We start from the raw sequence: 19410 nt of genomic DNA on the forward strand, positions 1-19410 counted from the left end.
CCCATCGTCCTTCACTTGTCGTTATGCCGTGCTGTACAATCCGAATTGCTGGCATTACCGTTAGCGACATTGCTGTCCTCAACAGTAAGGTACTCCCTTTTCGGTTCCTTCATTCTAGATGGAAAGGACGGTGACCTTAGTCCTTGTTCTGTCCTTCAAGCGCCGCCTTCAGCGCATCAGCCAGTCCGCCGGACAACGTCACCTTATCGCTAAACTGCTCAACAAGCCGCTTCTGCTGGTGCTTGTTCACTCGGCCGCCGCCACCCTCTTTGTCCTCCAGCATCTCGATAACGTTGCAGCGGCGGCATTGCGCGTACTTGCCGGCTTTGCCCGTATGGATCTCCATCTTCTTGCGGCATTGCGGGCAGCGCTTGTTGGACAACGAGGGTTCCGCCGCGCGGCGGTAGCCGCATTCCCGATCCTGGCACACAAGCGTCTTGCCGCGTTTGCCATTCACTTCAATCATCGGCTTCCCGCAATCCGGACAACGTGCATGCGACAGATTGTGCGGCTTGTATTCCTTCGTTTCCTGCTTCACTTCCTGCACCCATGCCGCAGCCTTCTGGCGAATGCCCGCCATAAATTGCTTCGCATTGCCCTGTCCTTTCGCAATCCGTTCCAGTTCGCGTTCCCACTCGGCAGTCAACTCAGGGCTGCGCAGCTCCTTGGACGCCAGCTCGATAAGCTGCTTGCCCTTGCCCGTCGGCACAAGGCGGCTGCCTTGACGATCGATCGTCTGCGAGGAAAGCAGCTTCTCAATAATGTCAGCACGCGTTGCAGGCGTACCGAGGCCGTACTTCTCCATCTTGGACAGCAGTCCTGCTTCGTTATAGCGTGCCGGCGGCTGCGTCTGTCCTTCGCGAAGCCGACTCTGCTTGAACGGCAGCGATTGATTCGCGCTAAGCGGCGGAAGCAGCTGCCCGCCCCCGCTGCGGCTATCGCCAGCGCGTCCATCTTCTGCGCCATCGCCGCTGCCGTCATCTTCGCCATCCAAGTCAGCTGCCGAGACGCTGCCATAGGCTTCTTTCCATCCGGCATCTTTCAATACATTGCCGCGTGCATAGAAGCGATCCCCTCCGACACGGACGACAACGCTCGTCTCATCATAACGGCAAGGAGGGCTGAACAACGCAAGATAACGACGAACGATCAGATCGTACAGCTTGCGCTCCTCCGGGCTAAGCGCCGACAGATTTACATACTGCTCCGTCGGAATGATTGCATGGTGGTCGCTTACCTTGCTGTCATCCACAATGCGCTTCGTTACAGGAAGCGGACTGCGAAGCAGCTTACGCGCCACGGTTGCATAAGGGCCAACCGCAATGGTCTCCATACGTCCTTTGAGCGTCGAGACCATATCGGAAGACAAATAACGCGAGTCCGTCCGCGGGTACGTGACGAGCTTATGCTGCTCATACAACCGCTGCAGCACATTCGACGTCTGCTTAGCCGAGAAGCCCAGCCGCTTATTCGCATCCCGCTGCAGCTCGGTTAGATCATAAGCGAGCGGATGCGGTTCACTGCGCTCCGCCGTCTTCAGCCGATCAACAACCGCAGGCTTGCCGTTCGTCCTAGCTATAACCGCTTCCGCCTCTTCCCGTGTCCACAGCCGTCCATCATGTCCTTCCTCGCTGCGCCATGCCGCTTGGAAGCCGCCGAACTCGGCCGACACCGTCCAATAAGGCTTCGGCTGGAAGCCGTTGATCTCGCGCTCGCGGTCCATCAGCATTGCCAGCGTCGGCGTCTGTACCCGTCCTGCCGATAGCTGTGCATTGTACTTGCTCGTCAGCGCACGCGTTACGTTCAAGCCGATCAGCCAATCGGCCTCTGCCCGGCATACCGCAGATGCGTACAGCCGGTCATAGTCGCGGCCAGGCTTCAGCGCTGCGAATCCGTCTTTGATCGCCTTGTCCGTCTGCGACGAAATCCACAGCCGCTTAAACGGCTTGTTCCAGCGCGCAAGCTCCATAATCCATCGCGCGACCAACTCGCCTTCACGCCCCGCATCTGTCGCAATAATAAGCTCGGCGATATCTGCACGTTTGCACAGTCCTAGTACGGCTTTGAACTGTCCGGATGTCTCGCGCAGCGGCTTGAGGTTCATGCGCTCCGGCATGATCGGCAGATCATCCAGATTCCACGTCTTGTATTTCGTATCGTAATCCTCTGGCTCTGCAAGCCCGACCAGATGGCCGAGCGCCCAAGTAACCACATATTTGGGCCCTTCAATGTAGCTTTTATTTTTATTCGTACAGCCAAGTACACGCGCAATCTCCCGCGCTACGCTTGGCTTTTCTGCTAATACGAGCGATTTCATCCCTATGCCTCTCCCCTTAAACACGTAATACGAAATACGTAATTCATAATGCTCTCATTATCGGCCATTCCGCTTCGCAAAGTCAAAGAATCGTTACCATCATTTACTGGTTCACAGCCGCATCAGATCGCTGGTTTAATAGTTGTAAGGGCTTACATCCAAAAATGAAAATGAGGTGCATCATGCGATTACGCTCAACTATGTCCACCCTCCTGCTTGGCGGGCTGCTGCTCGGCACGCTGTCAGCCCCTGCATCCACTTTCGCTGCTGCATACACGGTTCAACCAAGCGACTCCCTCTGGTCGATCGCAACTCGCTTCAATACGACCATCGCTGAGCTCAAAGCGACGAATGGCTTGCAATCCGATATGCTGCTCGACGGACAGCAGCTTCAAGTGCCATCCCCATCCTATCAGACCACCTACAGCGTGAAGGCTGGCGACACGATGTGGATGATCGCGAACCGGCTTGGCGTACCGCTGAACAAGCTGCTCGCTGCCAATACGCAATTGGCTAACCCGAATAACATCTGGCCCGGCCTGACGATCAATGTTCCGAAGAAACCAACAGCCCATCTTAATGGCGTTTTTCCTTTGAAAAAGGGTACATATTCTCCATTCAGCAACACGTTCGCGGATACGCGCACTTGGTCGGCCGACGGTTCCACCGTACGGTCCCATGAAGGCGTTGATATTATGGCGCCCGAAGGTACGCCGATTTATAACGCGATGAGCGGCACCGTCGTCCAAGCCGGATGGCTTGAACTCGGCGGCTGGCGGCTGACGATCCGCGTCGACGACAGCAAGGAATTTTACTACGCGCATATGTCCCGTTACGCTCCTGGCATTGTCAAAGGCAGCGTTGTGACGGCTGGTCAATTGATTGGTTATGCGGGCAGCACAGGTTATGGACCAGAAGGAACAAGCGGCATGTTCGATTCGCATCTGCATTTCGGCATTTATACACGAAGCCCTTATACGGCGATTGATCCGTTCTTAAATCTGAAATGGTGGGAGCTGGGCTAAGCGGTTGTCGCAGGTCGATCGCCTTACAAATGCTAGAAAACTTGTGATTACATGTTGCGTATTGCTTAAGGGTCTGCTATAATAATAGTTATATGTCTATATTTAACCTCGCAGGATTCCTCTTAGAAGCTATTTTTCCTGGCAAATAACTTCACGTTCTGCCCGTATCCGCCGCTCTGGCGAAGGTTGGTTGTTCACTCGCCATAACACCATTCGCTGATTCACACTGGCGCGGTCTTCGGAGCCGCAAGGACGAAAGAGAGGTAGGGCTTTCGTTGTTTTAGTTAAGCTTTGCTGTAGCATAGCGGAACTGGGCAAGACTACATGATTGACTAACGAACCGGGGAATCAACGCGCATCGTCAGCGCACCGGTTGAATATAGCAGCACAATAAACGGCACCCTTGAGGGGTGCCGTTGTCCATTTCTATGATCTTTTTATTACTATCCTTGCTGATCTTTCACCATTTATTATTTCAATGCTTCCGTAACGAACGTGTCGTTCACAGCGTCCTTGAACGAAATTTGTTTCTTAATAAATTTGTTCTCGTACAGGATATCGCTCGACGCTTGTTGTGCATCCAGTGCAGCCTGTGTATAAGCCGACAGAATCGGCGTGGAATTCTCGAGAACCTGCTTGACCGTATCGATCGACATCTTCGTCTGATCCGAGAAGATTTGCGCGGACTCATCCTCATGGGCAAGCTCATAATCGACGGTTTGTTTGTATACCTTCAGGAATTCGACGACAAGCTCCGGATGTTCCTTAGCAAACTTCGTATGGGCAATGAGAGACGTAGGCGACAACACTTCCGTATCCGACTCCACGATGCGGGCTTTGCCGGCATTCACATTTTGCGTAATGTAAGGATCCCATGCAACCCAGCCGTCCAGCTTGCCGCTCTCGAATGCAGCTTGCGCGTCATCCATCTGCAGGTTGATAATGTTGACGTCAGAGATCGACAGGCCAACCGCATCAAGCACCTTGATCAAATAAACGTTGGCAACCGTGCCTTTCGGCAGGCCAATCGTCTTGCCCTTCACATCCTCCAGCTTCTGGATCGGGGAGTTAGGCGGAACGAGCAGGCGAGCTCCGGATTTGCCCTCGGAGTTGAGGCCGATGATTTCAAATGGCAGCTTGTTCGAAATGCCGGCGATCGTCGCGCCGTCTCCTAGGAACGAGAGATCGACGCGTCCAGCTACAAGCGATTCCAGCAGCGGCGGGCCGCTCGGGAACTTGCTCCACACGACTTCAGCGTTCAGCTTGCTGAAAGCTTCTTCATAGAAGCCCTTCTCTTTGGCAATAATGAGCGGGCTGAGACCGCCGTTGATCGCAATGTTCACCTTAACTTTATCGCCGCTGGGCTTGGACGTTTCGTCAGATGCCGCAGCGCCTTCGGTCGTCTGAGACGACGAGCCTTGCGCCGAATGATCCTTCGCATTGTCCTTCTTATCGCCGCATGCCGCTACCACGAACGTCAATATAACTGCCAATGCCATTACCAGACCTGCTCTTGTCCACTTCACCATGCTGGTTTCCCCCTCAATCTCATCTCTGTATGAATGTAATTAGGCCACTTCTATCCCAATCGATTCCGAAGGAATCTTAATAAGGAATGTCTCCAATGATCGATACGCGTTCTGCTACGCGGACGTTCGGGAAGTAATCGGATACGGCGTAGTGCTGCGTCGCACGGTTGTCCCAGAATGCGATCGAGTTTTTCTCCCAGTGGAAGCGTACTTGATACTCTGGAATCTTGGCTTGCGCGAACAGGTATTGCAGAAGCTCTTCGCTTTCTTCGGGCTCAAGTCCGACGATGCGGATCGTGAATGCAGCATTAACGAACAACGTCTTGCGGCCCGTCTCCGGATGCGTACGAACAATTGGATGTTCTGCAGCCGGGAATTCGATTTGCTTCTCAGCCAGACGCTCCGGCGTCAGTGCGCGGCCGAACGAAGGTGTGAAGTCATGAATCGCTTTCAGACCATCGATTCGTTCTTTTATTTCATCTGGCAGGTTATCATATGCTGCTGCCTGGTCGGACCACAGCGTGTCGCCGCCGAATGGCGGAACTTCCGACAAGCGGAGTACGGAACCGAATGCCGGATTCACACGCCACGTTACGTCCGTGTGCCAGATATTCTCCATGCCTGTTACATTCTTATCCTTCGCGAAACGAGTCACTTCCTCTGAGTTGCCTTGCGGCAGGAAAGGATGCTTCTCCAGCTCGCCCCACAGCTTCGCGAATGCGAGATGCTGTTCATTCGTAATATCCTGATTGCGGAAGAACAGTACTTTGAATTCGAGGAAAGCGCGGCGGATTTCAGCTTGCAGCTCTGGTCCTACCGGCTGCCTCAAGTCTACGCCTTCAATCTCTGCACCGATGACCGGGCCGAGCGGCTTAACCGTGAACAGCGTGTATGGCTGCTCTTCTACACCTTCCGGCAGACGGCGAAGTTGGTAGATGCCTGCATGTCTCTGGCGTTTCGGTGCGTAGCTGCGGGATAGATAATCGATCGTTTGATTTGTCATGCGAATCAGCTCCTAATCATCGTTTTATAATTTCATAGTTTGCATACCTGCTTAGTGGGATTTACGGGTAAAAAAAAGATTCACAGCTATAGCAGCCGAGCTCGAGCTCGCAGCGTTTACTCTACAAGTGAATACATGCATCGCTGTGGTTCGTCTCTTAAGAGCGTCCGGTTTATAAAAGCGTCTATTCGCTCGTATTAACCTTGCTCTGCGCTATATCCGTGAATCTCCGGTTGTCCAGTCGATCCCGCTATCCAGTTGATTCGGCTTTGCTGAAGTACGTCGTTATGATGACTAAATCTTATCAATCTAATTCCGAGTATGTCAATATGTTTTAAAACTTAATTTATTTCGCAATAGCCTGAAATCAATCGTTTCATCTATAGCACGGAGTAAAAAAGGGGCTGATCCGTCGAAATCCACGCCTTAACCCCCTAATTCCATCAAGCAATTCATACTTAAATGGTGTGAATAATATGTTATTGACAGGTTTAATTCCGAGTGATAGGATTGGAATTAATTCAGAAAAAATGAATGCACCCGCACAAGAGTCGACCATGCGAATGGAGATTCGGAGCAAGTGAGCCTAGACGATACAGCCTTCTGCTGTCGTTAGCGTCTCGCTGCCTGAATCTCCTTTTTTGATTCTATTATTACCTCACAAGGATGTGTTGAATATGACAACGACGACGAAAGCACTGCTCGAGATCGACAACGTCAGCAAAATATTTCGGAACGGCGCCAGCACCACTCATGTGCTCGACCGACTAAGCCTGAATGCCACGGAAGGCGACTTCGTGACCGTCATCGGTCCGAGCGGCTGCGGCAAAAGCACGCTGCTAAAGATTATTGCCGGCCTCGACACCGACTACGTGGGCAGCGTCAACATTGAGAATCGCAAGGTTGATCGGCCATCGCAGGAGAAAGGGTTTATTTTTCAAGAGCATCGCCTGTTCCCTTGGTTGAATGTCGAGAGCAACATCGCCGCCGATCTGTCGCTCAGCAAACCGGAAGTTCGTGAACGCGTCAATGAGTTAATTAAGCTAGTGAAGCTGGAAGGCTTCGAAAAAGCGTATCCGCGCCAAATTTCCGGCGGCATGTCGCAGCGGGTCGCGATTGCAAGAGCGCTGCTTCGCAAGCCGAAGGTACTGCTGCTGGATGAACCATTCGGAGCGCTGGATGCGTTCACTCGCGCCCATCTGCAGGAAGCGCTGCTCGAAATTTGGCAGACGAACCGCACGACGATGGTGCTCGTTACGCATGATATTGACGAGGCCGTGTTCCTCTCCAGCCGTGTCGTCGTCATGGATGCGAAGCCCGGCCGAATCAAGTCTGTCATCCCGATCGATCTGCCGTATCCGCGTAAACGTACGGGAACAGCCTTCCAGGATCTTCGGACGCATGTGCTGCGCAGCCTGGAGCATTCGGAAACCGAGGAACCAAGTTACACGATCTAACTGCTCACAGTTAGCTGCGTTTGATAAGGAAAGGATGATTGAATATGACGACTACCGTTGCCGTACGCAGCGAACAAGCTGCCAAGCCAATTACCGACCGTCCGAAACGGACATTCCCTTGGAAAAGCGTGATACGCGGAGCCATCATTCCCGCCGCAATCATTGCAATCTGGCAAATCCTATCCTCCAATGGCGCGATCTCCGAGACGTTGTATTCGTCGCCATGGAACATCCTTAAAGAATATTACGAGCTGACCAAGACGGGCGAATTGCCGCATCATCTTCGTATCAGCCTCGTTCGCGCCTCGCTGGGCTTCCTATTCGGAGGCGGCGCCGGTCTGCTGATCGGCCTGCTTGTCGGCATGTCCCGTCCGGTCGAGGAAGTCGTTAACCCGACGGTCCAAATGCTGCGGACGATTCCGCTGCTTGCGATCACGCCTCTGTTCATCATGTGGTTCGGCTTCGGCGAACTGTCTAAGGTGCTGCTAATCTCGCTAGGCGCATTCTTCCCGATGTATGTGAACACATTCCTCGGTGTACGCAATGTCGATGCGAAGCTGTTCGATGTCGGCCGCGTGCTGGAGTTCAACTGGTGGAAAAGGACGACACGCCTTGTCCTCCCTGCTGCCCTGCCGAACATTCTGCTCGGCACAAGGCTGTCGCTCAGCATCGCTTGGCTCTGCTTAGTCGTCGCCGAGCTGCTTGGCGCAGAGAGCGGCGTCGGCTACATGATTCAGGACGCACGCTCATTCGTACAGACGGACGTCGTGTTCGTCGGCATTACGATCTTCGCGATCGTCGGCAAGCTGTCCGACTCAATCGTTCGCGTGCTGGAGCAGCGTCTGCTGCGCTGGCAGGATAGCTTTAAAGGTTAATGGTTAGCGTTCAACCGCTCGAAGCGATGCTTCGGGCGGTTGTTTTTTGCACTTCCCAATCAGTTGTGACCAACATGTGAAATATATCACAACCTATTGTCAAACGAATCAAAGTCGCATATGATAAGACCAACAAAAGGTTGTGAATTATATCACAACTAACGACTCAACTAACCGAGGCTTCAATGAAAGCTCGGATCTGCGGAATCGAACGTAACGCTAACGCGATCGCAGTTTTATTTTTAGCTGAGTATGTGAATTAATTCACAGGAAATTTGAGGAGGAATCTCGTATGAAGATCGCGGTTATTGGATGCACACATGCTGGCACGGCTGCTGTAACGCAAATGGCAAAGCTTTATCCCGAAGCTCAAATTACGGTATATGAACGTAACGACAACGTATCGTTCCTATCGTGCGGCATCGCCCTTCATGTCGGCGGCGTTGTACAGGACGTGAATAAACTATTCTACGCATCGCCACAGCAGCTGACCGCGATGGGCGTACGAATGAATATGCGCCACGACGTGTTGGACATCGACACCGAGAACCACACGCTCCGCGCACGCAATCTGGCAACCGACGAAGTAACAACCGATACGTATGACAAGATCGTCATGACAACCGGCTCGTGGCCGATCATTCCGAAGCTGGACGGCATGGAACTCGACAACATCGTCCTCTGCAAAAACTATGCGCACGCCCAGACGATCATCGACAAAGCGCAGCATGCAGACCGCATCACCGTCATTGGCGCCGGCTATATCGGAATCGAGCTCGTTGAAGCGTTCGAGATGCTAGGCAAGAAAGTTACGCTTATCGATAATATGGATCGTATTCTGTTCAAATATCTCGATCGCGAATTTACCGACGCCATCGAGCAAGAGCTGACGGCACGTGACATCGAGCTTCAGCTTGGTCAGACGGTAACCGGCTTCCGCGGCGAAGATGGCCGCGTCGATACGGTTGTAACGACCGCTGGCGAGTATGCAACCGACCTGGTTGTCCTGTGCATCGGCTTCCGTCCGAACACCGAGCTGCTGAAAGGCCAAGTCGACATGCTGCCGAACGGCGCTATCCTGGTCGATGAATATATGCGCACCAGCCATCCGGATGTGTTCGCCGCTGGCGACAGCTGCGCAGTCTTTTATAATCCGACGCACAAACATGCTTACATCCCGCTCGCTACGAACGCCGTACGGATGGGAACGCTCGTTGCACGCAACCTGCTGAAGCCAACTGTCCGCTACATGGGTACGCAAGGAACGTCGGGCATCAAGATCTACGACCTCAACATCGCATCGACGGGCATGACGGAACAAGCAGCGATTGACGCTGGCATGCAAGTGAAGACTGTACTTCTCGAAGACAACGACCGTCCGGAGTTTATGCCGACGTTCGAGAAGGTGCTCCTGAAAGTCGTATACGAAGCGGAAACAGGACGTATCGTTGGCGCACAAGTGCTGTCGAAGGATGATCTGACGCAAGCGATCAACACGATGTCGGTCTGCATCCAGAACGGCATGACGATGAACGAGCTCAGCTTCGTCGACTTCTTTTTCCAGCCGCATTATAACAAACCTTGGAATCTGCTTAATCAAGCTGGTTTGCAGGCGATTTAATCACAAAAGTCACCCGCTCCCCCCCCACCGAGCAGCTCAATCTACGGCTTAGAATCCAGCAAAATCGAACAGCCCGCCGCATCTCATCGAGACGCGGCGGGCTGTTTCAACTCCATATGCGCGAGGCTAGTTTACTTGCCGATATAGTAAAGCACGTCTACCAGCAGCGTAACAACTTCTGCACGGGTTGCCTTCGCATTCGGATCAAGCTTGTCACCAAGCCCCTGGATCAATCCCGCTTCATTCGCTGCAGCGAAGTACGGTACAGCCCATGCCGGTATCGAAGCCGCATCGGTGAATGGCAGGCTTGCAGCGTTCGCTGCACCTTGCTTGCTTGGCTCCAGCCCAAGCGCGCGAACGATCATGACGACCATTTCAGCTCGCGTTATTTTCTCCGATGGACGGAACGTACCGTCCGCGTAGCCGCCGATGATGCCAGCCGCTGCTTCTTGCGCTACGAACGCACGCGCCCACTCCGGAACGCGGCTCCAATCGGTAAATTTGGCCGATGCGTTAGCTGCATCGCCTTTCAACCCGAATGCGCGTCCCAGCATAGCTGCGAACTCCGCGCGCGTCGTCGCTCCGTCCGGACGGAACGTACCGTCAGGGTAACCGGAAGCAATGCCGCGTTCCACTGCATTCTGGATCCCTGCAGCCGCCCAGTAGTCAACCGCTACGTCTTCGAAAGACACCGCAGTGCTTGTTCCACCTGTGCTGCCAGTGCCCGTTCCGTTAGTTTCCGTGCTGCTGCCAGTATCACCACTGCCTGCTTCATTGTCCGTGCCTGTCGATCCTGTATCGGAGTTGCCATTATTGGTATTTGGCGTAGTTGTATTCGGGTTCGTATTCCCCGTGCTGCCGCCGGTAGACGGGAGCGGTTCGCCGAGCAGATCGGTAATGCGTCCCTCTACCGAACGATTAACCTCGCCGATCGTATCGAGGTAGCTGCGGAACACCTCGTAGTCAACAAGATTCAGCTCGTAGTGTCTTCCAGCGTTTTTGGCCTGCTTCATCGAAGCATAGAAGTCGCCGCCGTCAGCCATGAACGAGTTCGTCGCAACAATGTAATAAGCGTCAGGCTTCATATCCGAGTACGTGCCGTCCGCGTTCTTGATCTGCACCTTCGCAATCCGTTGGCCAGCCGTCACAATCTTGTTCGAGACGGAATCAACGACATCTCCCTGCTTCGTGGAGTCATAATAGAAGCGCATGCCTGCCACTTGCGGGAACCGTCCCTCGCCTGTTTGAACGCCGCTTACGCCGTTCTCCAGCGCAGCAACAATCTCTTTCCCCGTCATTTTGAGCGCGGTCAAATTGTTGCCGAAAGGCATAACCGTCAGAAGCTCGCCAAGCGTAATGTCGCCTTCATCGATCGAGGCACGGATGCCGCCGCCGTTCTGGATCGTAACATAACCTTCTACATCCGTCGTCGCTGGAACGAGGCTTTTCACTTTCGCCAGCATGCCGTCAGCGACCAGGTCGCCAAGGTTCGTTTCCTTCTTGCGCACATTGCCGCGTTCGCCGTCAAGAACGGTTTTCGTAGAGCCGATTACCGTCTTCTTAAGCTCTTCAAGCGGTGCCGTGTATTCTGCAAGCTTGGTCTGTGCAGCAGCATCCGAAGCAATGACGTATTGACCTGCCGTATCTTTGGCATCGATCTCGATCAGCTTGCCGTTCCAAGCCGTCAGCACGCCATCCGCATCGAATGTCGCGTCCAACTGGCCAAGGAAAGCACCGTATTCACCTGTCTGAACGACAATTGTTGGTTCATGATCCGCATCCGCATGATGAACGACTGGCGCGGTCAGCTTCGTATGCGAATGGCCGCCCACGATAATATCGATGCCCTCTACCTCATCTGCCAACTGCTCGTCCAGGTTGAAGCCGATGTGCGACAATGCAATGATTTTGTTAACACCTTGATCCTGGAGCGCTTTGACAGCAAGCTCTGCACTTTCCTTAATATCTTTGAAGTGGATCGCTTCACCCGGCGATGACAAGGCTGCCGTATCCGGTGTCGTCAAGCCGAAAATCCCGATTTTCTCACCATTCACGATGCGGATGATCGCCGGATAGATATGACCGTTCTCTGCTGGCTCGCCAACTTTTGAATCGAATAGCGGGCTCAGGTCCTTGTCCGTACCGTAATCAATATTGCTGCTTACGAACGGGAATGATGCGTTATTAATGAATGTTTTTAAAACAGCGGGTCCTTTATCGAATTCATGATTGCCGAATGTCATTGCATCGTAACCAAGCTCATTCATAAACCACAGGTCAGCCAGACCATCATACTTGTTAAAATACAGCGTGCCCGAGAACACGTCTCCCGCGTCGAGCAGCAGCGTATTATCGTTGCGCGCTTGCTTAATAGCCGTCACACGACGAGCGATGTTATCCAGATGCGCATGCGTATCGTTCGTGTGCAGCACACGAAGCTCGAATGCGTTCGTGGTCGTATTTGCGGCGCCGGTCTGCGCTTCCTCTGCATGAGCACGTCCGCTTTCTCCCGGCAGACCAGCGAGCGTACCGCCCCATACCAGTGCCGCGGCAAGCGACAACGTTGAGATGCTCTGCACACGCGAGCGGACAAACCATTTTTCGAATTTCATTGTAAGCCTTCCTCCATCTCATGAATTGGTAGTAATTCGCTTCTGCAATAACGTGATGCTGTAATCAACTTCCAGATAACTGTAAGCAACTCTACGTCTGCATCGTATCGGACAAACGTTCGACGGTCGTTAAATAGATATGTTGTTATTGTAAAAAGCCTGTTGTACCAAGCAATGAGCGCATAAAAAAAGCAAACCCGTCAATTATGATGGGCTTGCTTTAACGATACTGCCTATTACGATCCGTTCATTACTCCTATGCCTTCGTAATGATCTGGTCGATGATGCCGTAGTCGCGCGCTTCCTCGGCAGTCATGAAATAGTCTCGATCCATATCCTTCTCCACCCGATCAAGCGGCTGGCCGGTACGATCGGCAGTAATTTGGTTCAATCGCTCGCGAGTAGATAGAATGCGCTTGGCGGAAATCGCGATATCGCTTGCTTGACCTTGCGCTCCGCCATGCGGCTGATGGATCATCACTTCGCTATTCGGGAGCGCGAAACGTTTGCCTTTGGTCCCCGACAGCAGCAAGATGGCTGCGAACGAAGCCGCCATCCCTGCGCAGATCGTCTGCACATCCGGCTTCACGTACTGCATCGTATCGTAGATCGCGAAGCCAGCCGTCGTCGATCCGCCTGGACTATTAATATAGAAGTGAATATCTTTCTCCGGATCCTCCGCCGCCAGAAACAACATCTGAGCGGTAATGCTGTTCGCCACCTGATCATCGATGGCCGAACCAAGGAAAATAATCCGATCCTTCAACAAACGCGAATATATATCGTAAGACCGCTCGCCGCGGCTGCTTTGCTCCACTACATAAGGTACATAGTTGGACATGGGAATCACCTCAAATGTTTTGTAGTTGGGAGAGATCGTCAAGCAAAGCTTGAGATCGAGCTGCAAAACATTACATCGGAAGCATAAGCCTCGATTTATTTTGGGAGAGACCGACTGAACAAGGCTCGGAGGTCTGGAATAAATCGTCGCATCGGAAGCGTAAGCTTTGTTTTGTAGTTGGGAGAGACCGATCGAGCAAGGCTCGAAGGTCTGGCTGCTAATCTAAGCCGCGTACATCATCGAATCATAGCCGCCCATGCGGCTGCTCACTACATCAACGCCTGCCTTGGCTTGCGTCGACGCTGCATGCACGCCTTGCACAGCCGGCAGAACATCCTGCGACTCATCAGCGTTCAACAGCAGGAGCAATCCCGTCACGTTCCGTGTGCGGAACGCCTCTAGGTAAGCATAGACAACCGCCTCATCAGCATGGTTGCTGCGAACTACAGACAATCTTGCACCCCGTGGTGCCCGACGACCTGTGCCAACCTGCTCCTGCCTCCACCTATCCAGCTTCGTTCTCGCCCGATGCAACGCAGCTTTCACTGCGCCTTCCGACATCTCCAGCAGGACAGCCGTCTCAGCCGCCGTAAACTGCAGCCCTTCTATAAGGAGCATCACCATCCGCTGACGCGGTGGAAGCAGCGACACCACAGCCGACATCGCTTCGGTCAACTCTGGCGACACTTCTGCCCTATCCGCCGACGACAGTCGTTCCGCGATCTGCTCTGTCAGCTCCTCACATGCAATGCGGCGCTTACGGCATATATCGATCCATGCATTCGCCGCTACGCGGTACAGATAAGAGCTGCTAACGAGCTTATTGCCCGCGCCCTGCTGCCATACTTTCATCCAAGTGACCTGCGCCAAATCATCCGCATCCCACACCGAACCCGCAAGCTTGCGGCAAAATCGCTTCAGCCGATGGTGCTGCTCCTCGACGAGCACATGCATGCGCTCCCGATCCTCTACTCGTTTCATGCCGAATCCCTGCCTTCCTTGATCGATCTCTCCCACTGTATAACGATAATCGGCGCGCCAAACGATACGGTCTTGCTCAAAAAATTTTCCGTCGCTTAAATCCCTCTTTACATTTAATATAGCGCGATTCCCAATACTTGTTGAATCTCACTATCGATGATAGGATAGTCCTAATCTCTAGAATATTTGCCATACAAGTGAATACTACCACATCATCCACTGGAGGCATTGGCCAATGCTGCAGCATCGACCGCACACCGGACACGCTCCAACCGCAAGCAAATCCGTCTGGTCCTTGTTCCAAGATCGAACCTTCCGGCAATTTCTATCCATTATACGCAAATTCAAATGGTACTACGTTGGCGCGATCAGCGCGCAGCTCGCTTTAACCGCCACAGCGCTTCTATTCACAGAGGCCAGCAGGCGGCTGTTCGACCAGGCTCCCGATATTCCCGGCCGTACGATCACATGGCTGCTTGTCGTATTCATGATCGTCTTTGCTCTACAGCTATCCCTCACCTTCGTGAACAATTGGCTGCGCTCCGCTCTGAACGAGTCAGTCGTCTACGATATGCGCCGCCAAGTGCTGAACCATGTGCAGCGGTTGCCGCTCGCCTTCCATGAGAATAACCATAGTTCCACGTCAATCAATATTATGAACAACGAGCTGGAGATTGCCAAAGACTTCGTCGTCTTCGACGTCCAGAAGCTCATCACGCTTCCGATCTCCTTCATCATCGTCGGGCTCTACCTGCTGACCGTTCACCCGTTGCTCGGCGTTATCGCGATTATCATTGGTCCAATCCAACTGCTCAGCACGCTCGTTTATCGGAATAAGTTCAAGCATGCGCTGCAGCTGCAGAATGCCGTCTCCCGCGAAGTATTCTTCACTATGGGCGAGATGCTTCAAGGCGTCCGCGAGGTCAAAGCGAACCAGATGGAAGATATGATTCACGACCGAATGGCTGATATTCAGCGCCGAGGTGTTGCTTACAACGTGCTGCTGACGAACGTTAGCACCATTCGCGGCATCGTGAAGGATCTCCCATCCAAGCTCGGTTATGTCGCAGGCGTTGGCGTCGGCATGACGATGATGGCATCCGGACAGATCGGCGCGGGCGGCCTCGTCGCATTCATCACGCTGCTTGATAAGGTGTCGGAACCGTTCACCGTGCTTGTCGATACGATTAACAACCTGCAGCGGTCCATCTCGGGCGCGCGTCGGCTCTATGAGGTCATGGATATGGTTGAGGAAAATATAACGGATGGCACCTCGCTGCCCGAGGCCGCTCCTTCCATCCGATACGACAACGTATCCTTCGACTACGGCGAGAAAGCAAACACCCTGCGCAATATTAGTTTCGAAGTGCCAGCCGGCCGGTCCATCGCGTTCGTCGGACCAAGCGGTGCGGGCAAGAGCACGATCGTGAAGCTGCTTTACCGCTTCTACGATCCGGCAAGCGGTCAAATCTCGCTAAACGGCTTGCCGCTTCCTTCCTATCAGCTTCACTCGCTGCGCCAACATATGGCGCTTGTATCGCAAGATATTTTCTTATTCGATGGCAACATATTCGATAACATCGCAATCGGCAGACCTGGCGCTTCGCGGGAAGAAGTCGAACGCGCGGCGCAGCTTGCACAGGCACATGATTTCATCACGGCGCTGCCTCAAGGTTACGACAGCGAGATTGGCGAGCGTGGCATTAAGCTGTCGCATGGACAGAAGCAGCGGCTCTCGATCGCCCGCGCGATCCTGCGGGGCGCCTCTATTCTCGTCCTGGACGAGCCAACATCGGCCCTCGACGTGGAGACGGAATCATCCTTCCAGTCGGACCTTGGCCAATGGGCCGCCAACTGTACGAAGATCATTATCGCGCACCGACTGTCCACCATCCGCGAAGCTGACTACATCCTATTCATCGATGACGGCGAAGTCGTCGAGCATGGCACGATGGAGCAGCTGATCGCAATCGACGGTCGATTCCGACGTTACTGGGACCGCCAGAACGTATCGGTTGCCGCTAGCGCATAGCTATTCATTAGGAGAAAACTGGGAGGTTGTTCGGATGTCAGAACTTACGATTGCTAAACGACTTGAAGAGTTAGGTATTGTCCTTCCCCGAGCCAGTGAGCCTGCAGCGAGATATGCAAACTTCGTACAGGCGGGCAGCCTGCTGTTCATATCAGGCAAAGGACCCGCGGGAAATCCGAAAGGCAAGCTGGGATTGCAGTTTACGACAGAGGAAGGCTACTATTTCGCGAGACAGGCTGGCATCGAGATTCTTGCGGTTGTTCGATCGGCGCTCGGCTCCCTCGATCGTGTGAAACGAGTCGTGAAGCTGCAAGGTTTCGTGAATGCGGTTCCGCATTTCGAAGAGCATCACTTGGTGCTCAATGGCTGCTCCGACCTGATGCTGGACGTATTCTTAGAGAAAGGCCTTCATGCTCGTTCCGTACTCGGGGCTGCGTCGGTCCGAGCGAACCTGCCGATCGTTATTGATTCCATTTTCGAGGTCGAGGAGTAACTCCTCTGGCCTTTATTTTTGAATTCATTGCTTTAGCACTTCAACATCCGTTGTCCTAATAAAGGAGGGTAATATTAATAATATATGACTGCTAAAGAAATGGAGAGCTTCCCTTTACTATCTGCAAATGAAGTTATATTGCACACCCTCACTCTCCCACCAGGTTCGACTCAAGCTGACATCAATTTTTGGAAAGAAGACCATGATAACAGAGATCCATTTTACGAAAATACGATTCTACTTCACTACCCTACAATTCGTAATCGCATAGGATACGATCTGTCTAATCGGCCAGGAAATGCTTTCGTGGCCGATGATGTTGTGGCCGCTTTACAGCAAGAAGAGCTTTTTCACTATAATGCAGCATTTTATCATGAGTATCATGATCATTATTTCCATGCAATTTCAGTATTGTGGGCTTGGCGCCTTTCTAGCGAGAAGCCAAACAAGATCAAACTAAACAAATGTCATGCGTTTGCTTATGCGTTATATGAGAGCAGCTCGGTTGGCTTAATCGACGGGGAGTACCCCGATTTCATAAGTAAAACCCATAAGGATGCTTGGACTGCATTACTTAAACTACTTGATAAAGAAGGACCAGCCTCACCTTATCGAAGTTTGCAAATCATGTATGCCCTGCTGAAGTTCTGCAACCTCACAAGGAAAAGCAAGGACCTATCATTGAACTAACAGAGATAATTCAACGGCCAGTAAAGACTGAACGAGATGTCCTGTAACATACCAAAGCCCCTCAACCATTCGCGGTTGAGGGGCTTATTTTATCCAAGCTGCCGTACTTTATCTTCGATCGAGCTGTCATTGTCCTCGTCCCACACGACCGATATTTCGAAGGTGCCGGGTGCGAAGAACAGCGGCAGTCTTCGTCTGAACCATGGCTGCATCGGTAGATCGAGCGCTTCATCTACTGTAACCCAACTTAGCTCTCCTTCGGGCGGATTCGATAACAGCTCCCCAGTATACTTGGTGGCCAAGTAATTAAAAACCAAATATCGATAATTCGTCTGCGGCACGACATACTCATCAATGCCTTTGAAGACCAGATCCTCCGGCTGCACGGACAGTCCCGTCTCTTCCCGCAGCTCGCGCACCGCCCCTTCGGTGAAGCTCTCGGGGAAATCCACTTTGCCCCCAGGACCAATATAGCCCGGAAACCCAAGCTTGTCCGGTCGGTTCATGAGCAAGATCTTGTCCTCGTCCTTCACGATGCACATCGTATATAATCCGCACACATTATTAGCTGACATACGTTCCTCCCGATGCTTACTTGTAGGTGTTAGTTGTAGTGAATGATTCTATAAAATAATCAAGCCTCCTGCATAAAAGGTGTTTGTATAAATAGTTTCTATTTAACTCAATTGTCATTTTTGGTAAAATACCAAGTATTAAAGTTGAGAGGATTGATAGCAATGTCAAACAACGCGATTAAAGAAACAGTAGGTAAATCCATTAAGCAATAAGAACAAAGGAGAGATGATTTTATCCATAACGAAGTTGTTGAAATCGGGAATGCATATTTGCTTCCATTGGTATCCGAGTTGTACGGACTGGAAGGTTATGAATTTCAGCTGATTCCGGCGCATGACGGAGGACGGAATGTCGTATATATCTTCGAGAAAGAGGGCGCCGACGCTCGTGTACTCCGAATCGCTTTCTTGCCTGACAGAAGTCGGGAAGATTTCCTGGGAGAAGTTGAGTATGTTCGATACTTATTCGAGCGTGGAGGCAGCGTCTCGAATGTCGTCAGCTCCAGGAAAGGAAATCTGCTGGAGGAGATCACCCACAATAACCATACCTTTTATATCTGCCTGTTTGAGAAGGCCAAGGGCAAGAGGCTTGTGGACAATCATTATCAGTATCGGGAAGGCGTTCCGATTACCGAATATTATTATAATTGCGGGAAAACGCTGGGGAAACTCCACAACCTATCCAAAGGGTATACGCCTGTCCATAGCCGGCATCATTTCTCCGACAAATACAATGCCGAATATATCGATCAACTGATACCCGACTCGTTGTCACTCCTGAAGGAGAAGCTGTTCGAGCTCCTCACAACCATAGAAGGATTGGACAAGAACCGCGATTCATACGGTATGGTCCATTTTGATTATAACGACGGGAATTATTCGATCGATATGGATACCGGGCAAATCACTGTATATGATTTCGATAATTCATGTTACTGCTGGTATATGTTTGACCTCGCCGGTCTCTGGACATCAGGCGTGGGCTGGATCCAATTCGAACCGGACGCGGATAAACGCCGCAAGTTTATGGATGAATATTTCCAGACCGTCCTCGCGGGGTACCGATCCGAGACTGAGCTCGAGGATTCGATGTTGGATATGGTGCCTTTATTCATCAAGGTAAGCCTCCTGGAAAATATCGTTGATGCATTCGAGGTCATGCGGAACAACGGCGAGGAACCAACGTGCGACGAGGAGTTGTCGTATCTCATCAAATGTATGGAAGATGACATCCCGTATAAGGGATTCTTCCATGAAATTTACTCTTGTGAAGAACCTTTTGAGTATGAGGTACATGATATTTAGTCTTAATTATGGAGAGGAAACCGCCCAATGTGGCGGTTTTTTCTTTTGGAATAA

At 52.2% G+C, this 19410-nt stretch carries 15 protein-coding genes; 8 read left to right on the forward strand and 7 right to left on the reverse strand.

The window, feature by feature from the left end:
• Positions 1 to 136: 136 nt before the first annotated feature.
• Positions 137 to 2317 carry a DNA topoisomerase III gene (locus H8B09_RS26870; protein WP_191206691.1) on the reverse strand — a complete coding sequence of 727 codons (2181 nt, stop codon included), beginning with the start codon at positions 2315 to 2317 and terminating at the stop codon, positions 137 to 139.
• 182 nt (positions 2318 to 2499) lie between these two features.
• On the opposite strand from H8B09_RS26870, the gene H8B09_RS26875 reads away from it, so the two are divergent.
• Positions 2500 to 3342, forward strand: a complete 843-nt coding sequence (locus tag H8B09_RS26875) for a LysM peptidoglycan-binding domain-containing protein (RefSeq protein ID WP_224754062.1) — start codon at positions 2500 to 2502, stop codon at positions 3340 to 3342.
• Positions 3343 to 3812: 470 nt separating this feature from the next.
• Here H8B09_RS26875 and H8B09_RS26880 read toward each other — a convergent pair whose 3' ends face one another.
• Together H8B09_RS26880 and H8B09_RS26885 are read right to left on the reverse strand one after the other, a co-directional pair.
• Complete coding sequence (locus tag H8B09_RS26880; RefSeq protein WP_191206693.1) at positions 3813 to 4871, reverse strand: aliphatic sulfonate ABC transporter substrate-binding protein; 1059 nt, start codon at positions 4869 to 4871, stop codon at positions 3813 to 3815.
• A gap of 76 nt (positions 4872 to 4947) precedes the next feature.
• Positions 4948 to 5874 carry a TauD/TfdA dioxygenase family protein gene (locus H8B09_RS26885; protein WP_191206694.1) on the reverse strand — a complete coding sequence of 309 codons (927 nt, stop codon included), beginning with the start codon at positions 5872 to 5874 and terminating at the stop codon, positions 4948 to 4950.
• Positions 5875 to 6551: 677 nt separating this feature from the next.
• On the opposite strand from H8B09_RS26885, the gene H8B09_RS26890 reads away from it, so the two are divergent.
• The 3 genes from H8B09_RS26890 (at position 6552) to H8B09_RS26900 (ending at position 9827) form a co-directional block, all read left to right on the forward strand.
• Positions 6552 to 7331: an ABC transporter ATP-binding protein gene (locus H8B09_RS26890; protein ID WP_191206695.1), complete on the forward strand. Its 780-nt coding sequence runs from the start codon at positions 6552 to 6554 to the stop codon at positions 7329 to 7331.
• A gap of 44 nt (positions 7332 to 7375) precedes the next feature.
• Positions 7376 to 8206: an ABC transporter permease gene (locus H8B09_RS26895; RefSeq protein ID WP_191206696.1), complete on the forward strand. Its 831-nt coding sequence runs from the start codon at positions 7376 to 7378 to the stop codon at positions 8204 to 8206.
• Positions 8207 to 8498: 292 nt separating this feature from the next.
• The gene (locus H8B09_RS26900) at positions 8499 to 9827 is read left to right on the forward strand and encodes an FAD-dependent oxidoreductase (RefSeq protein WP_191206697.1); all 1329 of its coding nucleotides are present in this window, start codon (positions 8499 to 8501) and stop codon (positions 9825 to 9827) included.
• A gap of 131 nt (positions 9828 to 9958) precedes the next feature.
• Here H8B09_RS26900 and H8B09_RS26905 read toward each other — a convergent pair whose 3' ends face one another.
• From H8B09_RS26905 to H8B09_RS26915, 3 genes are all read right to left on the reverse strand, one after another.
• A complete protein-coding gene (locus H8B09_RS26905) occupies positions 9959 to 12439 on the reverse strand; it encodes an S-layer homology domain-containing protein (protein WP_191206698.1) in 2481 nt (826 codons plus the stop codon).
• A gap of 256 nt (positions 12440 to 12695) precedes the next feature.
• Entirely contained in the window at positions 12696 to 13280 is a 585-nt protein-coding gene (gene clpP / locus H8B09_RS26910; protein ID WP_191206699.1) for an ATP-dependent Clp endopeptidase proteolytic subunit ClpP, read from the reverse strand.
• Between the two features lie 222 nt (positions 13281 to 13502).
• A complete protein-coding gene (locus H8B09_RS26915; RefSeq protein WP_191206700.1) occupies positions 13503 to 14261 on the reverse strand; it encodes an RNA polymerase sigma factor in 759 nt (252 codons plus the stop codon).
• Between the two features lie 235 nt (positions 14262 to 14496).
• Between H8B09_RS26915 and H8B09_RS26920 the strand changes: the two genes are divergently transcribed.
• The 3 genes from H8B09_RS26920 to H8B09_RS26930 all read left to right on the forward strand — a co-directional run bounded on the left by H8B09_RS26920 (position 14497) and on the right by H8B09_RS26930 (position 17476).
• Positions 14497 to 16293 (forward strand): ABC transporter ATP-binding protein, encoded by a 1797-nt coding sequence (locus tag H8B09_RS26920; RefSeq protein ID WP_191206701.1) that lies wholly within the window; start codon positions 14497 to 14499, stop codon positions 16291 to 16293.
• Between the two features lie 34 nt (positions 16294 to 16327).
• Positions 16328 to 16786, forward strand: a complete 459-nt coding sequence (locus H8B09_RS26925; RefSeq protein WP_191206702.1) for a RidA family protein — start codon at positions 16328 to 16330, stop codon at positions 16784 to 16786.
• 84 nt (positions 16787 to 16870) lie between these two features.
• Positions 16871 to 17476 carry a hypothetical protein gene (locus tag H8B09_RS26930; RefSeq protein WP_191206703.1) on the forward strand — a complete coding sequence of 202 codons (606 nt, stop codon included), beginning with the start codon at positions 16871 to 16873 and terminating at the stop codon, positions 17474 to 17476.
• An 89-nt stretch (positions 17477 to 17565) separates the two neighbouring features.
• Here the strand turns inward: H8B09_RS26930 and H8B09_RS26935 are convergent, their stop codons facing one another.
• The gene (locus H8B09_RS26935; protein WP_191206704.1) at positions 17566 to 18051 is read right to left on the reverse strand and encodes an 8-oxo-dGTP diphosphatase; all 486 of its coding nucleotides are present in this window, start codon (positions 18049 to 18051) and stop codon (positions 17566 to 17568) included.
• Between the two features lie 270 nt (positions 18052 to 18321).
• Between H8B09_RS26935 and H8B09_RS26940 the strand changes: the two genes are divergently transcribed.
• On the forward strand, positions 18322 to 19356 hold the full coding sequence (locus H8B09_RS26940; protein ID WP_224754063.1) for a phosphotransferase enzyme family protein: 1035 nt from the start codon (positions 18322 to 18324) through the stop codon (positions 19354 to 19356).
• The last annotated feature ends 54 nt before the right edge of the window (positions 19357 to 19410 follow it).

Source organism: Paenibacillus terricola (assembly GCF_014779765.1).
Taxonomy (GTDB): Bacteria; Bacillota; Bacilli; order Paenibacillales; family Paenibacillaceae; genus Paenibacillus_T; species Paenibacillus_T terricola.